Genomic DNA, 25,085 nt, shown 5'->3' with positions numbered 1-25,085 from the left:
GCGCCGGCTGTGACGCACTTCACAGATCGGTGCGCATCGAGCCCACAATCGGGGCGGGTCGCTCGAAACATGCGTGAGTTGGATCGCGTCGCAAATCCGTGTCGGGAGGCGTTAACCCCGCAATCATACGGGCGAAATTGCCACGCGCATGTCCAGATCGTCCGGCTAGAATTGGCTTCATGTGTACCAAGTACGATCCACAGCATGAAGCCGAGGCGGCGATGAAGCGCGCCGTGGCGGCCGAAGGTCCTGACCGGCAACGTCTCATCGAGCTGGCCCTGGCCTGGCATCAACTCGCCCGCGACCGGCGCGAAGAGCGGACGGACTGAGGCCACGCTCTTACGACATTACCCCTATTCACAGAAAAACCCCGTGCTCGGGGGGACGAGCACGGGGTTCTCGAGAGCCGATCGGGGCTGGCAAATCGGCGCCACTTGATAGCGAACGCGCTGATCGCAGGTTCGTTCCGCGCCCTTCAATTCTTTTCGCGCGAGAACGCCGCCATCGATGCCCATCGGCTGCGGCCCGTGCTCGTGACGCTCGACGCTTGACGCGAGCCGCCGAAACGCGGCGTTAAGACTCGTTCGGACGACGATTTTCCGATCGCGATTCGTTTCGGGGAACGAAGCGGAGCAGGACCGTGAACAAACAAAAGTCCCGAGGGGACTTGCTGGCTCAGGCTGCTTCCGACTTCGGCACCGCGTCGGCATTGACCGAAAGCTTGACGACATCGCCTTCGACGGCACCCACATATTTCGTGTCGATGTAGTGATGATGGTCCTTGTGACCTTCCGGGCTGTCCTTCCGCGTCAGTTTGATGCGGTTGCCCTCGACTCGATCGACGGTGCCGACATGGGCGCCGTCCTTGCCGATGATCTTCATGTGCTCTCTGATCTCGCTCATGCTGTTCTCCTTGTGCAGTGTCAACGGCGAGGACCGGCCTTCGTTGCAAGGATGAGCGGGGCCGACTGTCTGGAGCCAATGCGTTCGCCGAACGTTGAAAGGCAGTCGCAATTGCCAAGATCCGCATCAAGACCCTTATCAAGATCCGCATGGAGACCACCGAGGCCTATCTCGAACGAAAGCACAGGGAAATCGGGCTGCTGAACGATTGCCTGAGGAGCCCGCTGCATTTGGCTCGTCCGCAGTCGGTCGACGAGGTCGTGGACTCCAAGTTTCAGCTCGCCGCCGCGCTACGCGCGGAACATGCGCTGCAGGACTGGAAGGCGACGGAAACGGCCTGGTCGCACGCGGCGTCTCCCAGCAGCGGTCCGTTCGTGTTCAGCTACGATTATCAGCGCGCTGACCTCAAGGTACGCGGTCCCTCGTTCTATGAACTCGAGCGGGGCTGCGGGAGCGAGGCGGTCTATACCGCCTCCGGCATGGCCGCGATTTCCGCGCTGCTGCTCGCGTCCGCACGAATCACCGGCAAGGCAGACGTCGTGGTGCTGCCGGGCACCTACGGCGAGACACTGGAGCTGATCGAGAGCCTCGTCCCCCATTTACGGCTTGTCACCGCCAGGCTCCCGCTGGGCGAAGCGTTCGCTGCGGCGGCCTCGCCACGGCTTCTCCTGCTGGATTCATGCGTCCCTGCCGGAGCGTTCGAAGCCGCTTTGCGTTGCGACGGTTCGGGGCTCGACCTGTTGATTTTCGACACGACATGTTTCGCCGGCAGATCCGGGCGCATCCGGCGCGTCCTGAGATGGGCCGCGAGATGGGACATTCCCGTCGTGTTGGTGCGAAGCCACAACAAGCTGGATTCGCTCGGGGTGGAATACGGCCGGCTCGGCTCTGGTGTGTTCGTGCATTGGAGACGGAAGGACCTCAAGGCGGAGCAGCTGCTGTCCGAAAGCCTGGCGGCGGAAACCCGCAATGCCGTCCGGCTTCTCGGCGGCGCGGCGCTGCCGGCGCACTTCCCGCCATTCGTGGGCTCAGTGGCCTATTGGGCCCTGACGAAAAGGCGCGTCGCCGCGATTCTGCGCAACGGCCGCCAGACGGCGCGATATTTCGCCTCCGAGCTCGCTTCGCTCTCGGCCGAGCTGCATTTCACCCACGGCCTCTATGTCACGCTTCGCGGCAGGCGCGCCCTCGATGAGGCGAGCGCGCGGCAGGCCGCCGAAGACATGAGCCGCGACCTCGGCGGCAAAGGCTTCCCCATTCGCCACGCCGGCAGTTTTGGTTTCGATTTCGCGGCGACCGAGTGGTTTCACGACGCGACTACGGATCGGTACAGCGTCCGGGTGGCGGTACCGGATCTGCCGACCGAGTTGTGGAAGGATCTCGCGGCGGCGATTGCCGGGTGGTGGGCGCGACATCAGGGGCGACACTGAAGGGTGAGTACGGTGCAAGGCTATGACAGAGCGACCGAAAGCGTTTCCTTACAGGGAATGCACGTGGCATGTGTCAGACGAACAGTCCCAGCAATGGCTTGCGGTGCTTGAAAAGACGGGTGCAGCCAACGTCCGAGCGCGCCTAGCCCAGACCGACGCGGCATCCGCAGGAGCGATTGCGATCGGAACCGCGCCCGTCATGACGATCGGGTTCGCCCAGGAATGGCTGAACTGGAAAGATAATCAAAAATCCGAGGCGGATATCGAACGGCACGCGCGGCAGATCTGGTGGACTCGGACCGCGGCAATCGCCGCATCGGTCGCCGCCTTGAGCGCACTGTTCGGCTGGATTTGGACGATCTTCATCCGGGGGATTAATGGCCTGTAACAGACATGATTGTTACGTTGCGCCTACATCCGCCAGACGAGAGCGGCGAGTGCGCTGTTTCAATCGATCGCCAGGCATTCTTCCACGGCCGGCTTCTGGTGGCCGCGACGCGCCCACGCCTGAACGGCGAAGGCGAGTTGGTGCTGACTGGCGGCCGCGTCCGCGATGGAAGCCCGCGCCGTCGCGATGGGCTTTGTGATGACGCCGGAGTTCACGACTCCCGCGTCAACTGCCAGGAACGATATTGCCACAATCGCCACCGCAGATGCGATAGCCATTCTCGTAAGGTCGGATAGTGGCATCGAAGTCCTTATCGGGCGCACGTCGCTCGGCGGTTAGATAGGGCTCGTTTGCCAAGATCAAAGCCCGGGGCGAGGCGACCCACGCGTTCGTGAAGGACGGTGGATTCTGCAGGCGCGCATCGTAGACGGGGCTCACGAGTGAACGGCGGTGCATCGAGTCGCCGTGCGCCGGTGATGTCCCGGGTGGATGAGACTGAAATTGGCGATCCCGGCAGGAATCGAACCTGCAACCCTCAGAGTAGAAATCTGATGCTCTATCCAGTTGAGCTACGGGACCGTCTTGAGCCGCCCTGGTTGGGAGCCGGCTGTTCATCTACCATGCCATTATGAAAAATATCGTCTTTCGCCAAGCCTGAACCGAACCGTTTTCCGCGAAGCCGCGACAAAGCGGAACGGTGGGGTGTCAGGGTGCCGGGTTGAGCGGCAGCGGACTGGACGATGGATCACATCGCCGGGAACGCTGGCCAGCTTCCGGGACACGGCCGCCGGACGACTGGTCGGATATTGCTGCGCCATCAGGACGGCGTGCGTGGCGATAGCTTGATCGGTCTCCTCTGGGCCTGCCTTGTCATGGCGAATGCGACGGTTTGCACCTTTGGTTCCATCGCCTTGAGTCCGTCACCTTTCCGCGCATTTCATGCGACAAGCGGCGTTCGTCCGCGATTTCCGGGAGTCCATCCATGATCGGTCTTGTTCGCGCCGTCACACTCTGCGCCACGCTGGCGTTCGGCCTTAGCGTAGCGCAGGCCGCCGACAAAGCCTTCAAACGGGACGACCTCGCCGATTCCGCGATCAAGCTGGAGGCGCAGATCAAGGGCGAGGCGGGGCCGGTCGCCAAGAGCGGCGCGAGCTTGCGCACCGACGCCGATGCTGCCTTCCGGCGCAACGACTACCGCACCGGCCTGTCGGTGCTCGGCCAGATCGCGGCGACCACGCCGGAAGACGCCGGCAACTGGCTGCGCCTGGCAAAGGTCATCTTCCAGATATCGCCGAAGAGCTCGAGCGAGCAGACGTTCCTGCTGGAGCGCGCCTCGACCGCCGCCTACATCGCCTACCAGCGCGCCGGGAATGCGGGCGAGGAGGCCGACGCGCTCGCAGTGCTCGGCAAGTCGCTGTCCGAACGCAAGTTGTGGCGGCCGGCGCTGGATGCGCTGCGGCTGTCCCTCGACATGCGGGAAGTCGCCGACGTCCGCGGCCAGTATGAGAAGATGCGCGACGAGCACGGTTTTCGGCTGCTCGACTACACCGTGGACTCGGACTCCGCCAGTCCGCGCGCCTGCTTCCAGTTCTCGGAGGAGCTGGCAAAACGCACCGATTTCGCGCCGTACCTCGCGCTGGCGAGCCAGGACAAGCCGGCGCTGTCGGCCGAGGGCAAGCAGCTCTGCGTCGACGGGCTGAAGCACGGCGAGCGCTACAACATCAATCTGCGCGCCGGCCTGCCGTCCACCGTGAAGGAAGGCCTGCCGAAATCGGCCGAGTTCAACGTCTATGTGCGCGACCGCAAGCCCTTCGTGCGCTTCACCAGTCGCGCCTATGTGCTGCCGAGGACCGGCCAGCGCGGCATTCCCGTGGTCAGCGTCAACACGCCAGCCGTCAACATCAACGTGTTCCGGATCGGCGACCGCAATCTGATCAACACGGTGGTCGACAGCGATTTCCAGAAGACCCTGTCGAAATACCAGCTCAGCGATCTCGGCGGCGAGCGCGGCGTCAAGGTCTGGACCGGCGAGCTCGCGACCGCGATGACGCTGAACCAGGACGTCACCACGGCCTTCCCGGTCGACCAGGCGCTCGGCGAACTCCAGCCCGGCGTCTATGTCATGACGGCCGCGGCCAAGGGGCCGGGCTCGGACGACGACTACCAGCTCGCCACCCAATGGTTCATCGTCTCCGATCTGGGCGTCACGGCCTATTCCGGCAATGACGGTATCCATGTTTTCGTGAATTCGCTGGCCTCGACCGATCCGGTCGGCAAAGCCGAGGTGCGGCTGGTCGCGCGCAACAACGAGATTTTGGCCACCCGCAAGACCGATGAGAGCGGCCATTTGCTGTTCGAGGCGGGGCTTGCCCGCGGCGAGGGCGGCCTGTCGCCGGCGATGCTCACCGTGACCGGTGAGCAGGCCGACTATGCTTTCCTCAGCCTCAAATCCTCCGCCTTCGATCTGTCGGACCGTGGCGTTTCGGGCAGGGCCGTGCCTGCGGGCGCCGACGCCTTTGTCTATGCCGAGCGCGGCGTCTACCGCTCCAGCGAGACCGTCTATCTCACCGCGCTATTGCGCGACGGGCAGGGCAACGCCGTCACGGGCGGGCCGATGACCCTGGTGATCGAGCGTCCCGACGGCGTCGAATACCGCCGCGCCGTGCTGTCCGACCAGGGCGCCGGCGGGCGCACCTTATCCGTGCCGCTCAACTCGGCCGTCCCGACCGGGACCTGGCGGGTGCGCGCCTTCACCGATCCGAAGGGCTCTTCGGTCGGCGAGACCACCTTCATGGTCGAGGATTACGTCCCTGACCGGATCGAATTCGACTTGTCTGCCAAGGACAAGCTGATCAAAGCTAACGCTCCAGTGGAGCTTAAGGCGGACGGTCATTTCCTCTATGGCGCGCCGGCCTCCGGGCTGGCGCTTGAAGGCGACATGCTGGTCTCGCCCGCGTCCGAGCGGCCGGGCTTCGCCGGCTACCAGTTTGGCGTCGCCGATGAGGAGACCACCTCGAACGAGCGCACGCCACTGGAGAACCTGCCGGAAGCTGACGCCAACGGCGTTGCGACCTTCCCGGTCACGCTCGACAAGCAGCCGGCCTCGACGCGGCCGCAGGAGGCGCAGATCTTCGTCCGCATGGTCGAGACCGGCGGCCGCGCCGTCGAACGCAAGATCGTGCTGCCGGTCGCGCCTGCTGCCGCCATGATCGGCATCAAGCCGCTATTCGGCGACAAGAACGTCGCCGAGGGCGACAAGGCCGAGTTCGATGTCGTGTTCGTCTCGCCCGAGGGCGAGAGGCTGCGCCGCGACGGCCTGCGCTACGAGCTCCTGAAGATGGAGTCGCGCTACCAATGGTATCGCCAGAGCAATTACTGGGAGTACGAGCCGGTCAAATCGGCCTCGCGCGTTTCTGATGGCGACGTGACCGTCGCCGAGGACAAGCCGTCGCGGATTTCGCTGACGCCACGGCCCGGCCGCTACCGGTTGGACGTGAAGTCGAACGACGCCGACGGGCCCGTGACCTCGGTACAGTTCGACGTCGGCTGGTATTCCGACGGCAGCGCCGACACGCCGGATCTCCTGGAGACCTCGATCGACAAGCCGCAATACGCCTCGGGCGACACGATGACCGTGTCGGTCAACGTCCGCAGCGCCGGTAAGCTGACCGTCAACGTGCTCGGCGATCGCCTGCTGACGACGCAGACCATCGACGTCAAGGAAGGCACCGCGCAGGTGAAGCTCCCGGTCGGCAAGGACTGGGGCACCGGCGCCTATGTGGTGGCGACGCTGCGCCGGCCGCTCGATGCGGCCGCGCAGCGCATGCCGGGCCGGGCGATCGGACTCAAATGGTTCGGCATCGACAAGCAGACCCGCACGTTACAAGTGAAGCTGACGCCGCCGGCTCTCATCCGGCCGAATGCAATGTTGAAGATCCCCGTCAAGCTCGACGGGCTCAATCCGGGCGAAGACGCCAAGATTGTCATCGCCGCGGTCGACGTCGGCATCCTCAATCTCACCAATTACAAGCCGCCGGCGCCGGACGACTATTATCTCGGCCAGCGCCGCCTGAGCGCGGAGATCCGCGATCTCTATGGGCAACTCATCGACGGCATGTCGGGCACGCGCGGGCAGATCAAGTCCGGCGGCGACGCCGGTGCCGCCGAGCTCCAGGGCTCGCCGCCCGCGCAAAAGCCGCTCGCGCTCTATTCGGGCATCGTCACCGTTGCCGCCGACGGCACGGCAGAAGTGAGCTTCGACATTCCGGAGTTCGCCGGCACCGCGCGCGTGATGGCGGTGGCGTGGACCGCGACCAAGCTCGGTCGCGCCAACACCGATATCGTGATCCGCGACCCTGTCGTGCTGACCACGACCCTGCCGCGCTTCCTGCTCAACGGCGACCACGGCACGGTCAATCTCGAGATCGACAATGTCGAGGGGCAGGCGGGCGACTACGTCATCAACGTGAAGACGGGCGGGCCGGTGAAGATGACCGGCAATCCCGCAACCACGGTCAAGCTCGCCGCCAAGCAGCGGAATTCGTTCACGCTCGCCATCGACGCGACGGCGGCGGGGCAGGCAACGCTCGATGTCGACATCAAGGGGCCGAATGGCCTGGCGCTTGCGCGCCATTATGCGCTCGACGTCAAGGCGGCGACGCAAGTCCTGGCGCGGCGCTCGATCCGGACGCTCGCGAAGGGTGAGAGCCTGACGTTGACCTCGGATATGTTCGCCGATCTCGTTCCGGGCACCGGCAGCGTCTCCGTCTCGGCCAGCCTGTCGACTGCGCTCGATGCGGCGACGATCCTCAAAGCGCTCGACCGCTATCCCTATGGCTGCTCGGAGCAGATCACCAGCCGCGCCATGCCGTTGCTCTATGTCAACGAGCTCGCGGCCGGCGCGCATCTGGCCATGGACACCGAGGTCGACCAGCGCATCCGCGACGCCATCGAGCGGCTCCTAGCGCGCCAGGGCTCGAACGGCTCGTTCGGGCTGTGGTCGGCAGGCGGTGACGACGCCTGGCTCGACGCGTACGTGACCGACTTCCTGACCCGCGCCCGCGAAAAGGGCTTTGTGGTCCCGGACGTGCTGTTCAAGACCGCGCTGGATCGTATCCGCAACTCCGTCGTCAACGGCAACGAGCCGGAGAAGGACGGCGGCCGAGATCTCGCCTACGGCCTCTATGTGCTGGCGCGCAACGGCGCGGCGCCGATCGGCGACCTCCGCTATCTCGCCGACACCAAGCTGAGCAACCTCGCAACTCCCATCGCGAAATCGCAGCTCGCCGCCGCGCTCGCGCTGGTCGGCGACCGCAACCGCGCGGAGCGGGTCTATGGCGCAGCGCTCGACAGTCTCGCCCCAAAACCCGTGCTGGAGTTCGGCCGCACCGACTACGGCTCGCAGCTCCGCGATGCCGCGGCGCTGGTATCGCTTGCCAGTGAAGGCAATGCGCCGAAGGCGACGCTGACGCAGGCGGTGTCGCGGGTCGAGACTGCGCGCGGGCTGACGCCCTACACCTCCACGCAGGAGAATGCGTGGCTGGTGCTGGCGGCGCGCGCGCTCGCCAAGGAGAACCTGTCGATGGAGGTGGACGGCCAGCCGGTCAAGACCGCGCTGTACCGCAGCTACAAGGCCGCGACCCTGGAGGGCAAGCCGCTGAAGATCACCAACACCGGAGACGCGCCGGTGCAGGCGGTGGTCTCGGTGTCGGGTTCGCCGGTGACGCCGGAGCCTGCGGCATCGAACGGCTTCAAGATCGAGCGCAGTTTCTTCACGCTCGACGGCAAGCCTGCTGATATCAGCAAGGTCAAGCAGAACGACCGCTTCGCCGTGGTGCTGAAGATCACCGAGGCCAAGCCCGAATACGGCCACATCATGGTGTCCGACTATCTGCCGGCCGGCCTGGAGATCGACAATCCGAAACTGGTGTCGTCGGGCGACAGCGGCACGCTGGGCTGGATCGAGGATGGCGAAGAGCCAGAGGACACCGAGTTCCGCGACGACCGCTTCACGGCTGCCGTCGACCGGGCCTCGGATTCCAAGGCGGTCTTCACCGTGGCCTACGTCGTGCGTGTGGTCTCGCCCGGCAAATACGTGCTGCCGCAGGCCTATGTCGAAGACATGTACAATCCCTCGCGCTATGGCCGCACCGGGACCGGCACGGTCGAGGTGCGGGCGGCGAAGTGAATGAGATGAAAGCCGAGCCACATACTGTGTCGTCATGCCCGGGCAAAAGCGCGAAGCGCGTCTTCGCGCAGATGTCCCGGGCATCCACGGACTGTGGTGCCGCCGGCAAGAACGTGGATGGCCGGGACAAGCCCGGCCATGACGGAGCGCGGAGCTGGGGCCGTCGCGTCCTGCCGATAGCCGCCTTCGCGCTCATTCTCACCATCGTCGGCTTCGTCGCCTGGGTTTACTCCCTCGGCCCGCTGCCTTTCGACGAAGCCCGCCAGGTCTCCACCACCATCGTCGATCGCAACGGCAAGCTTCTGCGCGCCTATGCGATGGCGGATGGTCGCTGGCGGCTGCCGGTCGAGACAAAAACGAACGTCGATCCGACCTATCTCAAGCTGCTGCTCGCCTATGAGGACCAGCGCTTTTACGCACATGACGGCATCGACCCGCTGGCACTGGGGCGCGCTGCGTTTCAGCTTGGGACCCGCGGCCACATCGTCTCGGGCGGCTCGACCATCTCGATGCAGCTCGCGCGGCTGATGGAGCCGCGGCGGCAGCGTTCGCTTTATGCAAAGCTGCGGCAGATGGTGCGTGCGATCGAGATCGAGCGCAGCTTGAGCAAGGAGCAGATCCTCGACCTCTATCTCGCGCTCGCGCCCTACGGCGGCAACCTCGAGGGCATTCGCGCCGCCTCGATCGCCTATCTCGGCAAAGAGCCGAAGCGGCTGTCGCTGGCCGAAGCGGCATTGCTGGTCGCGCTGCCGCAATCGCCGGAGACCCGCAGGCTCGATCGCCATCCCGATGCGGCGCGCAAAGCGCGTGACCGCGTGCTCGACCGCATGGTCGAGGAACAACAAATTAGCCCCGACGACGCCAAGCAGGCCAAGGCCGTTCCCGTGCCAAAGCTGCGCAAACCGATGCCGATCCTGGCGCCGCACGCCTCCGATGCGGCGCTTGCGACGGTCAAGGACGCGCCTGTCATCAAGCTGACGCTCGATGCCAACCTCCAGAAGGTACTGGAGCCGCTGGCGCGCGATCGTGCCATTGCGTTGGGGCGGAACATCTCGGTCGGCATCATCGTCGTCGACAATGAGAGCGGCGACGTGCTCGCGCGCGTCGGCTCGGCGGATTATTTCGACGAGCGCCGGGCAGGGCAGGTGGACATGACCCGCGCCATTCGGTCGCCGGGCTCGACGCTGAAGCCGTTCATCTATGGGCTCGCCTTCGAGGACGGCTTCGTTCACCCCGACAGTCTGATCGACGATCGGCCCGTGCGCTTCGGCTCCTACGCGCCGGAAAATTTCGACATGACGTTCCAGGGCACGGTGGCGGTGAAGAAGGCGCTGCAGCTGTCGCTGAACGTGCCCGCGATCGTGCTGCTGGACCGCGTCGGCGCGAGCCGGCTGGCCTCGCGGCTGCGCCAGGCCGGTGGCAATCTGGTGCTGCCCAAGGACGAGGCGCCGGGACTTGCGATGGGCCTTGGCGGCGTCGGCGTGACGCTGCAGGACCTCGCCCAGCTCTATGCGGGCTTCGCCCGGCTCGGCACCACCAGGCCGTTGCGCGAGATCATGAGCGAGAGGGACGACCGCGAGCCGCTGCGGCTGCTCGATCAGGTCGCGGCGTGGCAGGTCGGCAATGTGCTGCTCGGCACCCCGCCGCCGGAGAACGCGGCTCACAACCGCATCGCCTTCAAGACCGGCACCTCCTACGGCTACCGCGACGCCTGGTCGATGGGATTTGACGGGCGCATGACCATCGGCGTCTGGGTCGGCCGGCCCGACGGCGCGCCGGTTCCGGGCCTGATCGGTCGGGTTGCCGCCGCGCCGATCCTGTTCGACGCCTTCGCCCGCACCGGCAAGACGCTCCTCCCGTTGCCGAAGCCGCCGAAAGGAACTCTCGTTGCCAGCAACGCCAAGCTGCCGTTACCCTTGAGGCGGTTCCGCCCGGTCGGGGACCTAGTGCGAACCGGGGGCGAGCAGGCTCTGCATATCCAGTTTCCGCTGAACGGCTCGCGGATCGACGTCGATCGCTCGGGTGGCGAGGGCGGCGCAGCCATGCCGGTCAAGGTCGCCGGCGGCGTCCTGCCCATGACCGTCATGGTTAACGGAACGGCGCAGGGCGAGATTGACGGACGGCGCCAGCGGCTGATCGATCCGCCCGGTCCGGGCTTTGCGCGGCTGACCGTCATCGATGCCACGGGCGCCGCGGACACAGTTGTCATTCGAATTCAGTGACCCTGCCTCAAGCGGTTGTGGCGATGGCGGTTTCAGCGTAAGCGGAACCGATGGCCGAGACCTACCCAACACCCCGTTTTGGAGCTCCCCGCGAGCCGAAATCCCCGGTGAATCCGGGCAGCCGGCTCGTGTCCATGTTCGACATCGCCACGGCCACCCACGTCCGCGCGGTGAGCTTCCTGCTATTGTGCGCGCTGCTGCTATTCCTGCCGGGCTTCTTTACGATTCCGCCGGTTGACCGCGACGAGGCGCGCTTTGCGCAGGCCACCAAGCAGATGGTCGAGAGCGGCGATTATGTCGACATCCGCTTCCAGGAGGACGTCCGCTACAAGAAGCCGGTCGGCATCTACTGGCTGCAATCGGCCGCGGTCGAGACAGCATCGGCGCTGGGCCTGCCGCGGGCCGAGTTGCGGATCTGGGTCTACCGGCTGCCGTCGCTGATCGGCGCCATCGGTGCCGTGCTCATGACCTATTGGACGGCGCTTGGCTTCGTTACGCGGCGCGCCGCGGTGCTTGCAGCACTTCTGATGTGTGCGTCCGTGCTGCTCGGGGTCGAGGCGCGGCTTGCCAAGACTGACGCGATGCTGCTGTTCTGCGTGACCGCTGCGATTGGCGCGATGGCGCGGGCGTATCTGTCCTGGCAGCGCGCCGAGGACGAGACGCATCCGCCCTGGAGCTGGCCCGCGATCTTCTGGACGGCTCTCGCTGTCGGCATCCTGATCAAGGGCCCGCTGATCCTGATGTTCGCAGGCCTGACCATCGTCGCGCTCGCGATCCAGGACCGCGATGCCTCCTGGCTATGGAAGCTGCGACCGCTCTGGGGCCTGATGTGGATGCTGGTGCTGGTGCTGCCCTGGTTCGTCGCGATCTTCTGGCGCGCGGGCGATGCCTTCTTCGCGGATTCCGTCGGCGGCGACATGTTGAGCAAGTTGGGCGCGCAGGAATCCCACGGCGCGCCGCCCGGACTGTATCTGGCGCTGTTCTGGATCACATTCTGGCCCGGCGCGCCGCTCGCGGCGATGGCGGCGCCCGCAGTGTGGCGCGCGCGGCGCGAGCCCGGCGCGCAATTCCTGCTGGCCTGGCTGGTCCCGTCCTGGATCGTGTTCGAGGCGGTGCTGACCAAGCTGCCGCATTACGTGCTGCCGCTGTATCCTGCGATCGCGATCCTCACCGCGGGTGCGCTCGAGCGGCGCGTGCTGTCGTGGTCCTGGCTGATGCGCGGCTCGGCCTGGTGGTTCGCGATCCCCGTTGGCGGCTCGATCATCGCGGTCGTCGGCGCGGTGATGCTGACCCGGCAGCCTGCTTTCGTGGCCTGGCCGTTCATCGCGGCCTCGCTGATCTTCGGCCTGTTCGCCTGGTGGCTTCATGACAACAATCACGCCGAGCGCTCGCTGCTCAACGCGCTGGTCGCAGCCCTGATGCTCGCGGTGACGGTCTACGGGATCGTGCTGCCGTCGCTGACGCCGCTGTTTCCGAGCATCGAGATCGCACGCGCGCTTCGGAACGTCACCTGCGTCGGCCCGAAGGCGGCCGCGGCCGGCTATCACGAGCCGAGCCTCGTCTTCCTCACGGGTACGCAGACGCTGCTCACCGACGGTTCGGGCGCTGCGGATTTCCTGCGGCAAGGAAGCTGCCGGTTCGCGCTGATCGAGCAGCGTTCGGAGCGCGGTTTCGTGCAGCGCGCTGAGGCGATCGGGCTGCGCTACAAGGTTGGTACCCGCATCGAAGGCTATAATTTCTCGCAAGGGCGTGCGATCTCGATCTCGATCTTCCGCTCGGAAGGCACCGAGTAGAATGTCGGCGCCCACCGACATCGCGCCGCGCGCGAGCTATCCCGCGCAATTGCTTGCCATGTCCGGGCGCGCCCTGGCGCAGCTCGTGCGTACGCCCTCGCATTCGCGCCGCGCCGAGGCCGCGCGAAAGCTGGCGCGGCATTCGCTGTGGCTCAGTGCGGCAGGTGCAGCCCTGGTCATCGCGCTGATGGTCGTGTTCGACCTGACCGAGATCCAGCTGATGCCGCCGCGTGGCACGCCGGGCCTGTGGCCGATCCGCATTCTCACCGATTTCGGCAAGGACGAGTATGTGCTCTCGGCGCTCGGGGGTGTGCTGGTGGTGCTGGTGCTGGTTGCGGCGGGATTGCACGGCACAAGCCGCGCATTGCTGCTCGGCCTCGGCACGCGACTGCAGTTCATGTTTCTGTCTGTTGCCGTGCCGATATTCGTCGCCGAGATCCTGAAATATCTCATCGGCCGCGGACGTCCGTTCGTCGGCGGCAAGGCCAATCCCTTCAACTTCATCCCGTTCGAGGGGACCGGGGCCTATGCCAGCCTGCCGTCGGGGCATGCGGTGACGGCGTTCGCGCTGGCGTTTGCAGTCTCGGCGCTGTGGCCGCGCCTGCGCGTGTTCATGTTCACTTACGCGATCGTGATCCTGCTGACGCGACTGGTCCTGCTTGCGCACCACCCGAGTGACGTGGTGGCCGGCGCCCTGGTCGGCATGGTCGGCGTGATGGCGGTTCGCTACTGGTTCGCGGCCCGCAGGCTCGGCTTTGCCATCCGTGCCGACGGCACCATTGTGCCTCTTGCGGGGGCAGTCTCAGGCCGCCTCAAAAGGGTTGCCCACGGGGCATCCGCCCCATAAAAGCGGCTGCCTGCCGGGACCGCCGGTTCCCGAGCCAAGCCAATTCCAACCACGAGCTTCGATTTGTCGTCCCAGCCTTCGGTTTTCCAGCCCTCGGTTTCCATCGTCGTTCCCGTGCGCAACGAAGCCGACAACATCGTGCCGCTGATCGAGGAGATCGGCGCGGCGCTCGACGGCCGCTGGGCCTATGAGATCATCTACGTCAATGATGGTTCGACGGACGCGACCGGCGAACGGCTCGGCGCGGTCATGAAGCAGCGGGACAATCTGCGCCAGCTGCGCCATGCCAAATCGGGCGGCCAATCCGCGGCTGTGCGCAGCGGCGTGCGTGCGGCACGCGGCGCGATCGTGGCGACGCTCGACGGCGACGGCCAGAACAATCCGGCCTTCCTGCCCGACCTGATCGCGGCTGTCGAGAACGGAAGCAAGGTCGGACTTGCCGCCGGACAACGCGTCGGCCGCAAGGATACCGGCTTCAAGAAGTTCCAGTCGCGTGTCGCCAACGGCGTCCGCAACGCGATCCTGAAGGATGGGACGCGCGATACCGGCTGCGGCCTGAAGGCGTTCCGGCGCGAGGTGTTCCTGATGATGCCCTATTTCGACGGGCTGCATCGTTTCCTGCCGGCGCTGGTGCGCCGCGAGGGCTACGAGATCGCCTATGTCGACGTGATCGACCGCCCGCGACATTCCGGCGTATCTAACTACGGTTTCTTCGACCGGCTGTGGATCGGCATCATGGATCTCGTGGGCGTCTGGTGGCTGATCCGCCGCAAGAAGCCGACGCCGGAAGTGACTGAGGTGAAGGCATGATCATCCAATACGGTCAGGCGCTGAGCAATTATTTCTACGACGTCTTCGTCGCCAAGTTCGACTTCTGGCTGGCGTTCGGCCTCGTCGCGCAGCTGTTCTTCACGGCGCGCTTCCTGGTGCAGTGGATCGCGAGCGAGCGCGCCGGCAACAGCGTGGTGCCGATGGCGTTCTGGTTCTGCTCCATGGGCGGCGGACTGATGACGCTGGTCTACGGCGTCGTCAAGCGCGAGCCTGTCATCATCCTCGGCCAGGCGCTCGCGACCATCATCTATATACGCAATATCATGCTGATCGTGAAGAACCGCGGCCGCGCGTCAAAGACGCTGGAGCGCTGATCCAAGGCGACTAGCGCGGCAATGCTGACGCCGCGCCTGTTGCAGGCAGGGCGGCGGTCCCCGCCTCGTGCCTGCGATGGGGCTCGCCGGCCGCGTCGAGCACGGGATAGGCGACTGAGCAGATATGCGAGTGGATGCGGCGCAGGTCCCGCAGCACGTCGAGATGCAGCGACGTGGTTTCGATGGTCTCGGGACGGCCCTCGCGGAGGCGGTCGAGGTGGCGCTCGACGGCGGCAAGCTCCGTGTTGCGCAGCGCAGTCTTCTCCACCAGCAGCTTGCGCGCTTCGTTGGCGTCGCCCGACATGAAGACCCCGAAGGCGATGCGCAGCGAATCCATCGTGCGCTTGTGGAAGGCGGCGAGCTCCTCGGCGCCCTCGGGCGAGAACTGGAAGCGGCGCTTGATCTTCTTGGTCGCAAGCTCGCTCAGGCTCTTGTCGATGATGTCGCCGATATGTTCCAGATTGATGGCGAAGGAGATGATCTCCATCGCGCGCCGGCCCTCGCTTTCGTCGAGGCTGCCCCGCATGAGTTTCGTCACGTAGAGCTTGATGGCTTCGTCGAGGCCGTCGACGATGTTGTCCATCTTCGAGACCTGGTCGACCAGCGCGCGGTCGCCGCTCATCATCGCCGTCATCACCTTGCGCAGCATGATTTCGACGAGATCGCCCATGCGCAAGGTTTCGCGGCCGGCATCGGCCAGCGCCAGCGATGGCGACTCCAGCGCGGTCTCGTCGAGATAGCGCGGCCGGGCCGGATCGGCCTCCTGAACACGATCGGGCAGGAGCCGCGTCAGCAGGCGCGACATGGTATCGAGCAGGCCGATGAAGATGATGGCCGTTCCGACGTTGAAGGCGATATGAAACGCCGCCGTCATCCTGGCAAGATCCGGCTGCCAGGCGTGCATGTGCTCGGCGATCGGGCCCAGGAAGGGCAGGACGAGCGCGATCCCGATCACGCGATTGACGAGATTGCCCACCGGCAGACGATAGCTGGCGGGATCGTCACGCTTGGCGCCTTCGAATACGGGATTGATGGCGCTGCCGAGATTGGCGCCGAGCACCAGTGCGAGCGCCGCGTAAGGCGAGATGAACTGCGAATAGGCGAGTGACATGATCAGCAGCACGCTGGCGACGCTCGAATGCACCGCCCAAGTGACGAGCGCTGCGATCACGATGCACAGAACGGGATCGCCCGTGATGGAGGACATCATGACGCGGACGCCCGGTGCGTTCTCGGCTGGCGCCAGCGTGTCGAGCAGGATGTGCAGCGACAGCAGCATCAGTCCGAGACCGATCAAGACACGGCCGACATCCTTGATCCGCGAGCGTGGACCGACACGGAAGGCGACCAGTCCGAGCACGAACAGGACCGGCGCGACGGCGGCGATGTTGAACGACAGCACCTGCACGATCAACGTCGTGCCGACATTGGCGCCGAGCATGATGGCGAGCGCGGTGACCAGGCTGAGCAGGCCCTCGGCTGCGAACGAACTGGTGAGCAGCGCGGTGGCGGTGCTGCTCTGGAGCAGCGCCGTCAGCCCAAGACCGGCGGCAAACGCGTTGAAGCGGTTGCCGAGAGCCTTGCCGAGCAGCCGTCGCAGGTCCGGGCCAAAGGCGCGCAGAATCCCGCTGTGGACCATGTGCAGGCCCCACAGCAACAACGCCACGCCGCCCATCAGATCGAGCAGTACCAACGTTCCCATGCTCCGTGTCCGGATTGGAGTCGATTGGTGAGGCTAGCGCCAAACGACAGGGGATCAAACCGATTGTTGGCGCGTCGACGTTAACGTTTGCGGCAGCTGCGCGTTCCCGCGGCGCGCGTTGGCGCGTCCGCAGGCGCGATGCCTTGTGAGCAGGCTCACATTGCTGCCTTGAGGGCAGCGAAGCCGCGATCGAGGTCGGCCTTGAGGTCGTCGACACTTTCGAGCCCGATATGCAGACGCAGCGTCGGGCCGCCCGGGGCCCACTTGGTCGCGGTACGGTAACCATCGCAGTCGAAGGGAATCACCAGGCTCTCGAAGCCGCCCCAGGAGAAACCCATGCCGAACAGTTTGAGCGTATCGAGCATGGTGTCGACCGCCTTCTGCGGCGCCGGCTTCAAGACGATGCTGAACAGGCCGGACGCGCCCGTGAAGTCGCGCTTCCAGATCGCATGGCCCGGATCGGTCTCGAGCGCCGGATGCAGCACGCGCGCGACCTCGGGACGGCTCGCAAGCCAGCGCGCCATGTCGAGTCCGGAGCGATGATGCTGCGCCAGCCGCACCGACAGCGTACGCAGGCCGCGCAGTGCCAGGAAGACGTCATCGGGACCGGCGCAGACGCCGAGCAGGCGGATGCCTTCGGCGACCTGCGGCCAGGCCTTGGCATTGGCCGAGATGGTGCCGAACATGATGTCGGAATGGCCGCCGATATATTTGGTTGCGGCCTGCATGCTGATGTCGACGCCCTGTTCGAGCGAGCGGTGATAGAGCGGCGTCGCCCAGGTGTTGTCGTCGATGACGAGCGCGCCGCGCGCATGCGCGACCTCGGCGATGGCGCGGATGTCGGGCATCTCGAACGACTGCGAGCCGGGCGCCTCGACCAGCACGGCGCTTGTGTTGGGCCTGAAGAGCTTGTCGATGCCGGCGCCGATCATCGGATCGAAGTAGGTGGTCTCGACGCCGTAGCGGGAGAGCATGCCGTTGCAAAAATTGCGCGAGGGCCGATAGACGTTGTCGCAGACCAGGATGTGGTCGCCGGCCTTCAGCACCGAGAGCAGGGTGGTCGAGATCGCCGACAGCCCCGACGGCACGATGCCGACGCCGGCGCATTGCGGCCCCTCCAGCGCCATCAGGGTCTCCTGGAACGCCCGGGTCGTCGGCGTGCCGTGCCGGCCGTACTGGAACTCGCCGCGATGGGCGTGCAGGTCCTCGGCGGTCGGATAGAGCACGGTCGAGCCGTGGAAAACGGGCGGGTTGACGAACCCCTTCTGCGCCTTGGTGTCGCGGCCGGAGGTGACCAGCCGGGTCTCGGCGTGCTGATCGGAGGGGTGTGAGGAATCCATGCGTCTGCTTTCAAAACCGCGTTTCCACTAGGCGCGCTACGCCCGCGGGCTGGCCGAAAGGCCGCTGTCGTTAATAACAGAACACAGAAGAGTCCCGTCAACCCCTTGACCCGGCACGCCAGTCGTTCTGTTATCGCAGTGCTATTCAGTCGCCGCATGTTGAGGGGCCTGCCGCGACCTTCGATCCATCGCTTGACCGGACCATGCGCTACAGCCGTAACGGCGGGCGCCTTTCGGCGGGGATTAAGGTAGGGCCTCCCGGGATCGGCGGGTGATCGGCAAGGTTTTCCAGCATGACTCTTGCAAGGCTGGTCTTGATACGGCTAGCCCTGGCAGAGACGATCGCAAAGACAACGTTCCTGACCTTGAGACGACTTTGAAAGGCCCAAAGCCCATGAAACGCGTAACCCTGGCTCTCACTCTCGCACTCGCCGCCGGCCTGACTGCCCAAGCCGCCGATGCGCAAACGCTCAAGACCGTCAAGGACCGGGGCATGCTGTCCTGCGGTGTCAGTCAGGGCCTGCCCGGGTTCTCCTCGCCGGACGACAAGGGCAACTGGACCGGGCTTGACGTCGACGTCTGCCGCGCGATCGCCGGGGCGATCTTCAACGATCCGACCAAGGTCAAATACGTGCCACTCTCCGCCAAGGACCGCTTCACGGCGCTGCAATCCGGTGAAGTCGACGTGCTGTCGCGTAACACCACCTGGACCATCTCGCGCGACACCTCGCTCGGCGCCAACTTCACCGGCGTGACCTATTATGACGGGCAGGGCTTCATGGTGAAGAAGTCGCTCAAGGTGAACTCGGCGCTCGAGCTCAACAGCGCCTCGGTCTGCGTCCAGACCGGCACCACCACCGAGCAGAATCTCGCCGACTACTTCAAGGCCAACAACATGAAGTACGAGGTGATCGCGTTCGGCACCAACGACGAAACGGTCAAGGCCTACGAGGCCGGGCGCTGCGACGTCTTCACCACCGACCAGTCGGGGCTGTACGCCAACCGCCTGAAGCTTGCCAATCCCGGCGATCACATGGTGCTGCCGGAAATCATCTCGAAGGAGCCGCTCGGACCAATGGTGCGCCACGGCGACGACCAATGGTTCGACATCGTGAAATGGACGCTGTTTGCCATGATCACCGCCGAAGAGCTCGGCGTGACCGCGAAGAACGTCGACGAGAAGACGAAACAGGAAAATCCGGAGCTGAAGCGCGTCCTCGGCACCGACGGCAATTTCGGTGAACAGCTCGGCCTGAGTAAGGATTGGGTGGTGCGCATCGTGAAGGCCGTCGGCAATTACGGCGAAGTGTTCGACCGCAACGTCGGCGCAGGCTCGCCGCTTGGTATCAATCGGGGGCTCAATAATCTCTGGAACAAGGGCGGTCTCCAATACGCCCCGCCGATCCGCTGATCCCGCCTGACCCGCGCTCGCGGCGATGAGCATCGAGGCTCGCAAACCCCCGCCCCAGATCGCGCTGAAGATCAGGCGCGTGCTGGGGGGCAAGACAGGCTGGAACGGCATCGCCGTCCAGTTTGTCTTCGCCGCGGTCCTGGGCTGGATTGCCTATGAAATCGTCTCCAACGCCCGCGCCAACCTCGAGAACCAGCACATTGCGGCGGGCTTCGGCTTCCTGGCGAACAACGCCGGTTTCGACGTCAATCAGACGCTGATTTCGTATACCGGCTCGGACACGTTCCTGCGCGTGTTCCTTGTCGGGCTCCTCAATACGCTCGTGGTCTCGGTGGTGGGCATCGTCTTTGCTACCGTGATCGGCTTCATCGTTGCGCTGTGCCGCCTGTCGCCCAACTGGCTGCTCGCGCGCATTGGCGAAATCTATGTCGAGATCATCCGCAACTTGCCGGTGCTGTTCCAGATCCTGTTCTGGTACCTGGCGGTGCTTGCTGCCTTGCCCAATCCACGACAGAGCATTTCGCTGCTCGGCATCGCCTTCGTCAGCAATCGCGGTCTCGTCATTCCCCGCCCGATCGGCGAGAGCGGCTTCGAGGCGTTTCTTGCGGTGCTGGCGCTCGGCATCGTGGCTTCGGTGGCGCTGCGCATCCATGCGCGCCGGGCGCTGTTCCAGCGGGGTCAGGTGATCCGGATCTGGCCCTATGTGCTGGGCCTGCTGTTCGGACTGCCGCTTGTCACCATGCTGGTAGCGGGTCTGCCCTTCAGCTTCGAGCTGCCGCAGCTCAAGGGCTTCAATTTCGCCGGCGGCTCCCGGATCATCCCTGAGTTCGTGGCGCTCACGTTGGCCTTGTCGACCTATACGGCTGCCTTCATCGCCGAGATCGTGCGCGCGGGCATCCTCTCCGTTCACAGCGGACAGATGGAGGCGGGATCGTCGCTGGGCCTGAGCCGCGGCACCACGCTGCGCCTGGTGGTCGTGCCGCAGGCGATGCGCGTCATCGTTCCGCCGCTGACCAACCAATATCTCAACCTCACCAAGAATTCGTCGCTGGCCGTCGCGATCGGCTATCCCGACCTCGTCTCCGTGTTCGCCGGCACGTCGCTGAGCCAGACTGGGCAGGCCATCGAGATCATCGCCATGACGATGGGCGTCTATCTCCTGATCTCGCTGATCACCAGCGCCGTCATGAGCGTCTACGGTTGGCGCGTCAGCCGGAGTCTCGGCGCATGAGCGATATCACCACGTCCAGCTTCGTCCGCCAGGAACTTCTTGATGAGCGTCCCGCGCCGGTGAAGACCACGGGCTTCGTCGGCCTGGTGCGGACCCGCCTGTTCAACTCGCCGACCAACATCCTGCTCACGATCGTCGGCGCCTTGCTGCTCTGGTTCACCGTCGTTCCTTCCGTCAAATTCCTGATGGTCGATGCAGTCTGGACCGGCAAGGATCGCACGGCCTGCCTCGCCGAGAACGCCGGCTTTGCGGTCGGCGCCTGCTGGCCCTACATCCAGGCCAAGCTGCCGCAATTGATCTACGGCTTCTACCCCGAAGCCGAGCGCTGGCGGGTGAACCTCACGCTGGTCCTGTCAGTGGTCCTGTTGGTGCCGCTGCTCATTCCGCGACTGCCGTCGAAAGGATTGAACGCAGGCCTGTTCTTCTTCGCGTTTCCAGTGGTCGCATTCTTTCTGCTGCATGGCGGCGGCATCAAGGGATTTGGCCTGAGCTGGACTGCTGACTTGCTGCAATTGTTCGACGACAGCATCATCGGCGCCGGGCAGGCTCTGCTCAGTCTCGGCAAGACGTCCTCTGCCGCGCCGCTGTTGTGGGTCGTCGGCAATGTCATCGTGCTCGTGGGAACCGCGATCTACTGGCTGATCTTTCCGCTGACCTGGCTGCGTGACCAGCTCCAGGGGACGGGCCAGTCGGTCTGGGCCGATTTCGCCATTACGGCCGCGGTCGTCTCCCTGATTGCCTTCGTTCTCGGCGGCGGCCTCCGCACCGGGGGGCGGGCCCTGACATCCAGCATCGTCACCTTCGCCGCCATCGCAATCGTGATCAAGCTGATGGGGCTCGATCACGGCGGACTGCCGATCGTGCAGACGAACCTGTGGGGCGGACTTCTGGTGACGCTGGTGGTCTCCGTCACGGGCATCGTCACCTCGCTGCCCATCGGCATTGCGCTGGCGCTTGGCCGCCGCTCGACCATTCCGCTGATCCGGATCTTCTCGATCGCCTTCATCGAGTTCTGGCGCGGCGTGCCGCTGATCACCGTCCTGTTCTTCGCCACCTACATGCTGCCGCTGTTTCTCCCGGGCAATTTCACGGTCGATGGTCTCGTGCGTGCGCTGATTGGAATTTCGCTGTTCACGGGCGCCTATCAGGCCGAGAACGTCCGCGGCGGGCTGGCTGCGATCCCGCGCGGGCAGGGCGAGGCAGCCGCGGCATTGGGGCTGTCCTGGTGGAAGACGACCTCACTGATCGTGCTGCCGCAGGGGCTACGCCACGTCATTCCGAACCTCGTCAACAGCTTCATCTCGCTGTTCAAGGACACTTCGCTGGTCTCGATCGTGGCGCTGTTCGATCTGCTGGGCTCGCTGCGGGCGTCGTTCTCGGATCCGAAATGGTCGTCGCCGTCGACCGCGTTCACCGGGTTCGCCTTCGCCGGGATCATCTACTTCATCTTCTGCTTTGGAATGTCACGCTACTCGCTCTTCGTCGAGCACCGCCTCAACGCTCACCGCCGCAACTGATCGAGGTCACCATGTCCGACCCCATCGTCAAGATTTCCGGCCTGAACAAATGGTACGGCGAGTTTCACGTGCTGCGCGACATCGACCTTGCGGTCGAGAAGGGCGAGCGGATCGTGATCTGCGGCCCCTCCGGCTCGGGCAAGTCGACGCTGATCCGCTGTATCAACGCGCTCGAGGAGTTTCAGGAAGGCGAGATCGTCGTTGACGGCATCGAACTCGGGCCGAACCTGAAGCATGTCGATGCGGTGCGGCGCGAAGTCGGCATGGTGTTCCAGAGCTTCAACCTGTTTCCGCACCTGTCCGTGCTGGACAATTGCACGCTGGCGCCGATCTGGGTGCGCAACATCCCCAAGAAGGACGCCGAAGCGGCGGCGATGAAGTTTCTGGAGCGGGTCAAGATTCCGCACCAGGCCAACAAGTTTCCAGGACAGATGTCCGGCGGTCAGCAGCAGCGCGTCGCGATTGCCCGCGCACTGACGATGAACCCGAAGGTGATGTTGTTCGACGAGCCGACCTCGGCGCTCGACCCCGAAATGGTCAAGGAGGTGCTGGACACCATGGTCGACCTTGCCGAGGAGGGCATGACCATGCTGGTGGTCACCCACGAGATGGGCTTTGCCCGCGAGGTCGCCAACCGCGTGGTGTTCATGGACGCGGGCCAGATTATCGAAGCCAACACGCCTAACCAGTTCTTCGCGGCCCCGCAGCACGCCCGCACAAAACTGTTCTTGAGCCAGATCCTGCGCTGAGCACCTGCAATCCGGTGGCGTCGCTGGTCTAACTGACCCGCCAGCTTGGCACCATGCGAATCGGCCAGCCTCTTTTCGAGCCATACCCCGGAGAGAGACTTTGCAGAGCAGCGCCGGCGCGCGCGCATTCCAGAACGCGCGATTGCAAAAGAAATTGAAGAAGCAGGCGGACGCGCTCATGTCCGCCGCGGTTCAGGCACTCGGGCAGGGCAGATACGCGGAGGTCGAGACACTCTGCCGCCGGATTTTGACGGAGGTTCCGGATCATTTCGACGCAGCGCACCTGCTCGGCTTGCGCGCGTATGATGGTGGGCGACTCCAGGAGGCGCAACAATTGCTGGAGCGCGCGACCGCGCTCGATCCGCGGTCGCCCGATGCCCATGGTAATCTCGGGGCAGTGTATTTCAATCTCCAGAAATTTCAGGACGCCCGCGCATGCCAGGAGAGGGCCATTGCGCTGAAGCCGAATTCTCCGATCGCCTTGACCAACCTCGGCAATACGCTGCTGCACATGGGCCTCGCCGAGCAGGCTATCGAGCTGCACGATCGCGCTATCAGGCTGAAGCCGGATTATGCCGATGCATTTTGCAATCGCGGCATGGCGGAGCTGATCGAACGCCAGTTCCAGCGCGCCAAGGAGAGTTTCGATCGCGCCCTCGTGTTTCAGCCGCGTCACGCGGAAGCGATCGCAGGCAGGGGCATGGTATGCATCGAACTCCGGCACTATGAAGAGGCGGCCGCAGCCATCGCGGCAGGGCTCGCGATCAAGCCGGCTTCGCCGACAATTCTGGCGCAGCGCGGACGGCTCAATCTCGATCTGTTGCGGCTGGAGCAGGCGCTCGCGGACTTCGATGCGGCGCTGGCGCTTTCGCCGAGGCTCGAAGTGGCCTTGCAGGGGAAGGCGCAAGTCAACATTCTCAAGGGCAACACGGCCGAGGCGATTGCGGCGGTCAAAACCTTGCTCGAGGAAAATCCGCGGTCCGACATTGGAATTGCGCTTCTGGCTTCCTGCTACGCGAGCCAGGGAGACATTGCGACGGCGCTCGAACATCTCGATGCGGGGCTGGCAATTGCGCCTGATTATGCGGACTTGATCGGGCGCAAGATATTCTTCCTGGACTATCTCCCGGAGGCCGATTTCGCGGTTCAGCAGGCTGCGCGAAAACAATGGTGGGATGCGATCGGCGCCAAATTGCCGCGAAGGGCGTTGGCGCCCCGCGCACTCGATCCGGACAAGCGGCTTCTAATCGGATATGTCGCTTCCGAATTCAGGAACCACTCGGCAGCGTTCGCTGTGTTACCAGTGCTGCGCCATCATGATCACGCCAGGTTCGAGACCGTCTGCTATTCGTGTTCGCCGTTACAAGATGAGATAACGGACGAATTCAAGTCCATGGCGGACGTCTGGGTCGACGCCTGGCAGATGTCGGATGACGAGTTGGCCGATCGTATCCAGGCCGACGGGATCGACATCCTGATCGACGTGTCAGGGCATTCGACCGGCAACAGACTCCACGTCTTCGCCCGCAAGCCGGCCCCGATCCAGGTCACGGGTTTCGGACACGCCACGGGCACGGGCCTTCAGACCATGGACTATGTGCTCGCGGATCCCGTCTTCATTCCGCAATCGGCGCGCCATCTGCTGGCTGAAACGGTCTACGACCTGCCGTGCCTGATCACGATCGATCCCATTTTGGATGTACCTGCATCGGAGCCGCCCATGCTCCGCAACGGTTATGTCACCTTCGGCGTGTTCAACCGGATCTACAAGATCTCGGACGAGGCCATCCGCGTGTGGTCGAAAGTGATGCGGGAGGTGACGGGTTCGAAGATCGTCATCAAGCATTCTCTGCTTGACGATCCCATGCTGCGCGACAATTTGGTCGCGCGGTTCATGGCGCAGGGCGTTGCCGAGGTGAATATCACCTGCCTTGGCTCGACGCCGCGCCACGAGCACCTGCGGGCGTTTGCGAACGTCGACATCTCGCTCGATACGTTCCCGCAAAACGGCGGCGTCAGCACCTGGGAATCGCTCTATGCGGGCGTTCCGGTCGTAGCCAAGCTCGGCAACGGTGCCTCCTCGCGGGCTGGCGCCTCTATCGTGACTGCCGTGGGGGGGGGGGGGGGGGGGGGGGGGGGGGGCGGGGGGGGGGGCGGCGGCGGGCGCGCGCGGGGGGGGGGGCGGGGGGCGCGGGGGGCGGGGGGGGGGGGGGGGGGGGGGGG

18 protein-coding genes and 1 tRNA gene are annotated in these 25,085 nt (G+C 64.9%); 14 read left to right on the top strand and 5 right to left on the bottom strand.

Annotated features, from left to right (window positions below; genetic code table 11):
- Nucleotides 1-179 precede the first annotated feature (179 nt).
- Complete coding sequence (locus AC0L3C_RS01375; RefSeq protein WP_197031201.1) at nucleotides 180-329, top strand: hypothetical protein; 150 nt, start codon at nucleotides 180-182, stop codon at nucleotides 327-329.
- Between the two features lie 346 nt (nucleotides 330-675).
- Here AC0L3C_RS01375 and AC0L3C_RS01370 read toward each other — a convergent pair whose 3' ends face one another.
- Entirely contained in the window at nucleotides 676-903 is a 228-nt protein-coding gene (locus AC0L3C_RS01370) for a DUF2171 domain-containing protein (protein WP_247349066.1), read from the bottom strand.
- Nucleotides 904-1,052: 149 nt separating this feature from the next.
- Here AC0L3C_RS01370 and AC0L3C_RS01365 point away from each other — a divergent pair, with 149 nt between their 5' ends.
- Nucleotides 1,053-2,330 carry a hypothetical protein gene (locus AC0L3C_RS01365; RefSeq protein ID WP_473261444.1) on the top strand — a complete coding sequence of 426 codons (1,278 nt, stop codon included), beginning with the start codon at nucleotides 1,053-1,055 and terminating at the stop codon, nucleotides 2,328-2,330.
- 70 nt (nucleotides 2,331-2,400) lie between these two features.
- Nucleotides 2,401-2,718, top strand: coding sequence for a hypothetical protein (locus AC0L3C_RS01360; RefSeq protein WP_473406958.1), 318 nt, complete (start codon nucleotides 2,401-2,403; stop codon nucleotides 2,716-2,718).
- Between the two features lie 59 nt (nucleotides 2,719-2,777).
- Here AC0L3C_RS01360 and AC0L3C_RS01355 read toward each other — a convergent pair whose 3' ends face one another.
- Together AC0L3C_RS01355 and AC0L3C_RS01350 are read right to left on the bottom strand one after the other, a co-directional pair.
- Entirely contained in the window at nucleotides 2,778-3,020 is a 243-nt protein-coding gene (locus tag AC0L3C_RS01355) for a hypothetical protein (RefSeq protein WP_473406957.1), read from the bottom strand.
- Nucleotides 3,021-3,220: 200 nt separating this feature from the next.
- Nucleotides 3,221-3,297: transfer RNA gene (locus AC0L3C_RS01350), tRNA-Arg, on the bottom strand.
- Between the two features lie 403 nt (nucleotides 3,298-3,700).
- On the opposite strand from AC0L3C_RS01350, the gene AC0L3C_RS01345 reads away from it, so the two are divergent.
- The 6 genes from AC0L3C_RS01345 (at nucleotide 3,701) to AC0L3C_RS01320 (ending at nucleotide 14,912) form a co-directional block, all read left to right on the top strand.
- On the top strand, nucleotides 3,701-8,905 hold the full coding sequence (locus AC0L3C_RS01345) for an alpha-2-macroglobulin family protein (protein WP_473406956.1): 5,205 nt from the start codon (nucleotides 3,701-3,703) through the stop codon (nucleotides 8,903-8,905).
- Between the two features lie 71 nt (nucleotides 8,906-8,976).
- On the top strand, nucleotides 8,977-11,127 hold the full coding sequence (gene pbpC / locus AC0L3C_RS01340) for a penicillin-binding protein 1C (protein WP_473406955.1): 2,151 nt from the start codon (nucleotides 8,977-8,979) through the stop codon (nucleotides 11,125-11,127).
- 50 nt (nucleotides 11,128-11,177) lie between these two features.
- The gene (locus AC0L3C_RS01335) at nucleotides 11,178-12,920 is read left to right on the top strand and encodes an ArnT family glycosyltransferase (protein WP_473406953.1); all 1,743 of its coding nucleotides are present in this window, start codon (nucleotides 11,178-11,180) and stop codon (nucleotides 12,918-12,920) included.
- 1 nt (nucleotide 12,921) lies between these two features.
- Nucleotides 12,922-13,767 carry a phosphatase PAP2 family protein gene (locus AC0L3C_RS01330; protein WP_473406952.1) on the top strand — a complete coding sequence of 282 codons (846 nt, stop codon included), beginning with the start codon at nucleotides 12,922-12,924 and terminating at the stop codon, nucleotides 13,765-13,767.
- 63 nt (nucleotides 13,768-13,830) lie between these two features.
- On the top strand, nucleotides 13,831-14,577 hold the full coding sequence (locus tag AC0L3C_RS01325) for a glycosyltransferase family 2 protein (RefSeq protein ID WP_473278116.1): 747 nt from the start codon (nucleotides 13,831-13,833) through the stop codon (nucleotides 14,575-14,577).
- Nucleotides 14,574-14,912: a lipid-A-disaccharide synthase N-terminal domain-containing protein gene (locus AC0L3C_RS01320; protein ID WP_007591223.1), complete on the top strand. Its 339-nt coding sequence runs from the start codon at nucleotides 14,574-14,576 to the stop codon at nucleotides 14,910-14,912. Before AC0L3C_RS01325 ends, AC0L3C_RS01320 begins: the two co-directional genes overlap by 4 nt.
- A 10-nt stretch (nucleotides 14,913-14,922) precedes the next feature.
- Here the strand turns inward: AC0L3C_RS01320 and AC0L3C_RS01315 are convergent, their stop codons facing one another.
- Nucleotides 14,923-16,614: a Na/Pi cotransporter family protein gene (locus AC0L3C_RS01315; RefSeq protein WP_473278117.1), complete on the bottom strand. Its 1,692-nt coding sequence runs from the start codon at nucleotides 16,612-16,614 to the stop codon at nucleotides 14,923-14,925.
- Between the two features lie 155 nt (nucleotides 16,615-16,769).
- Nucleotides 16,770-17,954: a cystathionine beta-lyase gene (gene metC, locus AC0L3C_RS01310; RefSeq protein ID WP_473278118.1), complete on the bottom strand. Its 1,185-nt coding sequence runs from the start codon at nucleotides 17,952-17,954 to the stop codon at nucleotides 16,770-16,772.
- 394 nt (nucleotides 17,955-18,348) lie between these two features.
- On the opposite strand from metC, the gene AC0L3C_RS01305 reads away from it, so the two are divergent.
- The 5 genes from AC0L3C_RS01305 to AC0L3C_RS01285 form a co-directional block, all read left to right on the top strand.
- A complete protein-coding gene (locus AC0L3C_RS01305) occupies nucleotides 18,349-19,365 on the top strand; it encodes an amino acid ABC transporter substrate-binding protein (RefSeq protein ID WP_027517914.1) in 1,017 nt (338 codons plus the stop codon).
- 25 nt (nucleotides 19,366-19,390) lie between these two features.
- Complete coding sequence (locus tag AC0L3C_RS01300; RefSeq protein WP_473261419.1) at nucleotides 19,391-20,596, top strand: amino acid ABC transporter permease; 1,206 nt, start codon at nucleotides 19,391-19,393, stop codon at nucleotides 20,594-20,596.
- Nucleotides 20,593-22,113 carry an amino acid ABC transporter permease gene (locus AC0L3C_RS01295; protein WP_473261417.1) on the top strand — a complete coding sequence of 507 codons (1,521 nt, stop codon included), beginning with the start codon at nucleotides 20,593-20,595 and terminating at the stop codon, nucleotides 22,111-22,113. The genes AC0L3C_RS01300 and AC0L3C_RS01295 overlap by 4 nt, the downstream gene beginning before the upstream one ends.
- Before the next feature lie 11 nt (nucleotides 22,114-22,124).
- Entirely contained in the window at nucleotides 22,125-22,862 is a 738-nt protein-coding gene (locus tag AC0L3C_RS01290) for an amino acid ABC transporter ATP-binding protein (RefSeq protein ID WP_473261415.1), read from the top strand.
- Nucleotides 22,863-22,962: 100 nt separating this feature from the next.
- Nucleotides 22,963-25,085, top strand: a 2,123-nt coding sequence (locus AC0L3C_RS01285) for a tetratricopeptide repeat protein (protein WP_473406950.1), incomplete at its 3' end; no start/stop codon positions are given.

It is taken from the genome of Bradyrhizobium sp. WSM4872 (assembly GCF_055811715.1).
Note: the sequence above shows the minus strand (reverse complement) of the source record. Positions and strands in the feature narration are given on the sequence as shown.

What these genes read in the sequence shown, in the direction of transcription:
- AC0L3C_RS01375 (WP_197031201.1), top strand. Translation starts at nt 180, where the DNA reads ATGTGTACCAAGTACGATCCACAGCATGAAGCCGAGGCGGCGATGAAG.
- AC0L3C_RS01370 (WP_247349066.1), bottom strand. Translation starts at nt 903, where the DNA reads ATGAGCGAGATCAGAGAGCACATGAAGATCATCGGCAAGGACGGCGCC.
- AC0L3C_RS01365 (WP_473261444.1), top strand. Translation starts at nt 1,053, where the DNA reads ATGGAGACCACCGAGGCCTATCTCGAACGAAAGCACAGGGAAATCGGG.
- AC0L3C_RS01355 (WP_473406957.1), bottom strand. Translation starts at nt 3,020, where the DNA reads ATGCCACTATCCGACCTTACGAGAATGGCTATCGCATCTGCGGTGGCG.
- AC0L3C_RS01345 (WP_473406956.1), top strand. Translation starts at nt 3,701, where the DNA reads ATGATCGGTCTTGTTCGCGCCGTCACACTCTGCGCCACGCTGGCGTTC.
- pbpC (WP_473406955.1), top strand. Translation starts at nt 8,977, where the DNA reads ATGTCCCGGGCATCCACGGACTGTGGTGCCGCCGGCAAGAACGTGGAT.
- AC0L3C_RS01335 (WP_473406953.1), top strand. Translation starts at nt 11,178, where the DNA reads ATGGCCGAGACCTACCCAACACCCCGTTTTGGAGCTCCCCGCGAGCCG.
- AC0L3C_RS01330 (WP_473406952.1), top strand. Translation starts at nt 12,922, where the DNA reads ATGTCGGCGCCCACCGACATCGCGCCGCGCGCGAGCTATCCCGCGCAA.
- AC0L3C_RS01320 (WP_007591223.1), top strand. Translation starts at nt 14,574, where the DNA reads ATGATCATCCAATACGGTCAGGCGCTGAGCAATTATTTCTACGACGTC.
- AC0L3C_RS01315 (WP_473278117.1), bottom strand. Translation starts at nt 16,614, where the DNA reads ATGGGAACGTTGGTACTGCTCGATCTGATGGGCGGCGTGGCGTTGTTG.
- metC (WP_473278118.1), bottom strand. Translation starts at nt 17,954, where the DNA reads ATGGATTCCTCACACCCCTCCGATCAGCACGCCGAGACCCGGCTGGTC.
- AC0L3C_RS01305 (WP_027517914.1), top strand. Translation starts at nt 18,349, where the DNA reads ATGAAACGCGTAACCCTGGCTCTCACTCTCGCACTCGCCGCCGGCCTG.
- AC0L3C_RS01300 (WP_473261419.1), top strand. Translation starts at nt 19,391, where the DNA reads ATGAGCATCGAGGCTCGCAAACCCCCGCCCCAGATCGCGCTGAAGATC.
- AC0L3C_RS01295 (WP_473261417.1), top strand. Translation starts at nt 20,593, where the DNA reads ATGAGCGATATCACCACGTCCAGCTTCGTCCGCCAGGAACTTCTTGAT.
- AC0L3C_RS01290 (WP_473261415.1), top strand. Translation starts at nt 22,125, where the DNA reads ATGTCCGACCCCATCGTCAAGATTTCCGGCCTGAACAAATGGTACGGC.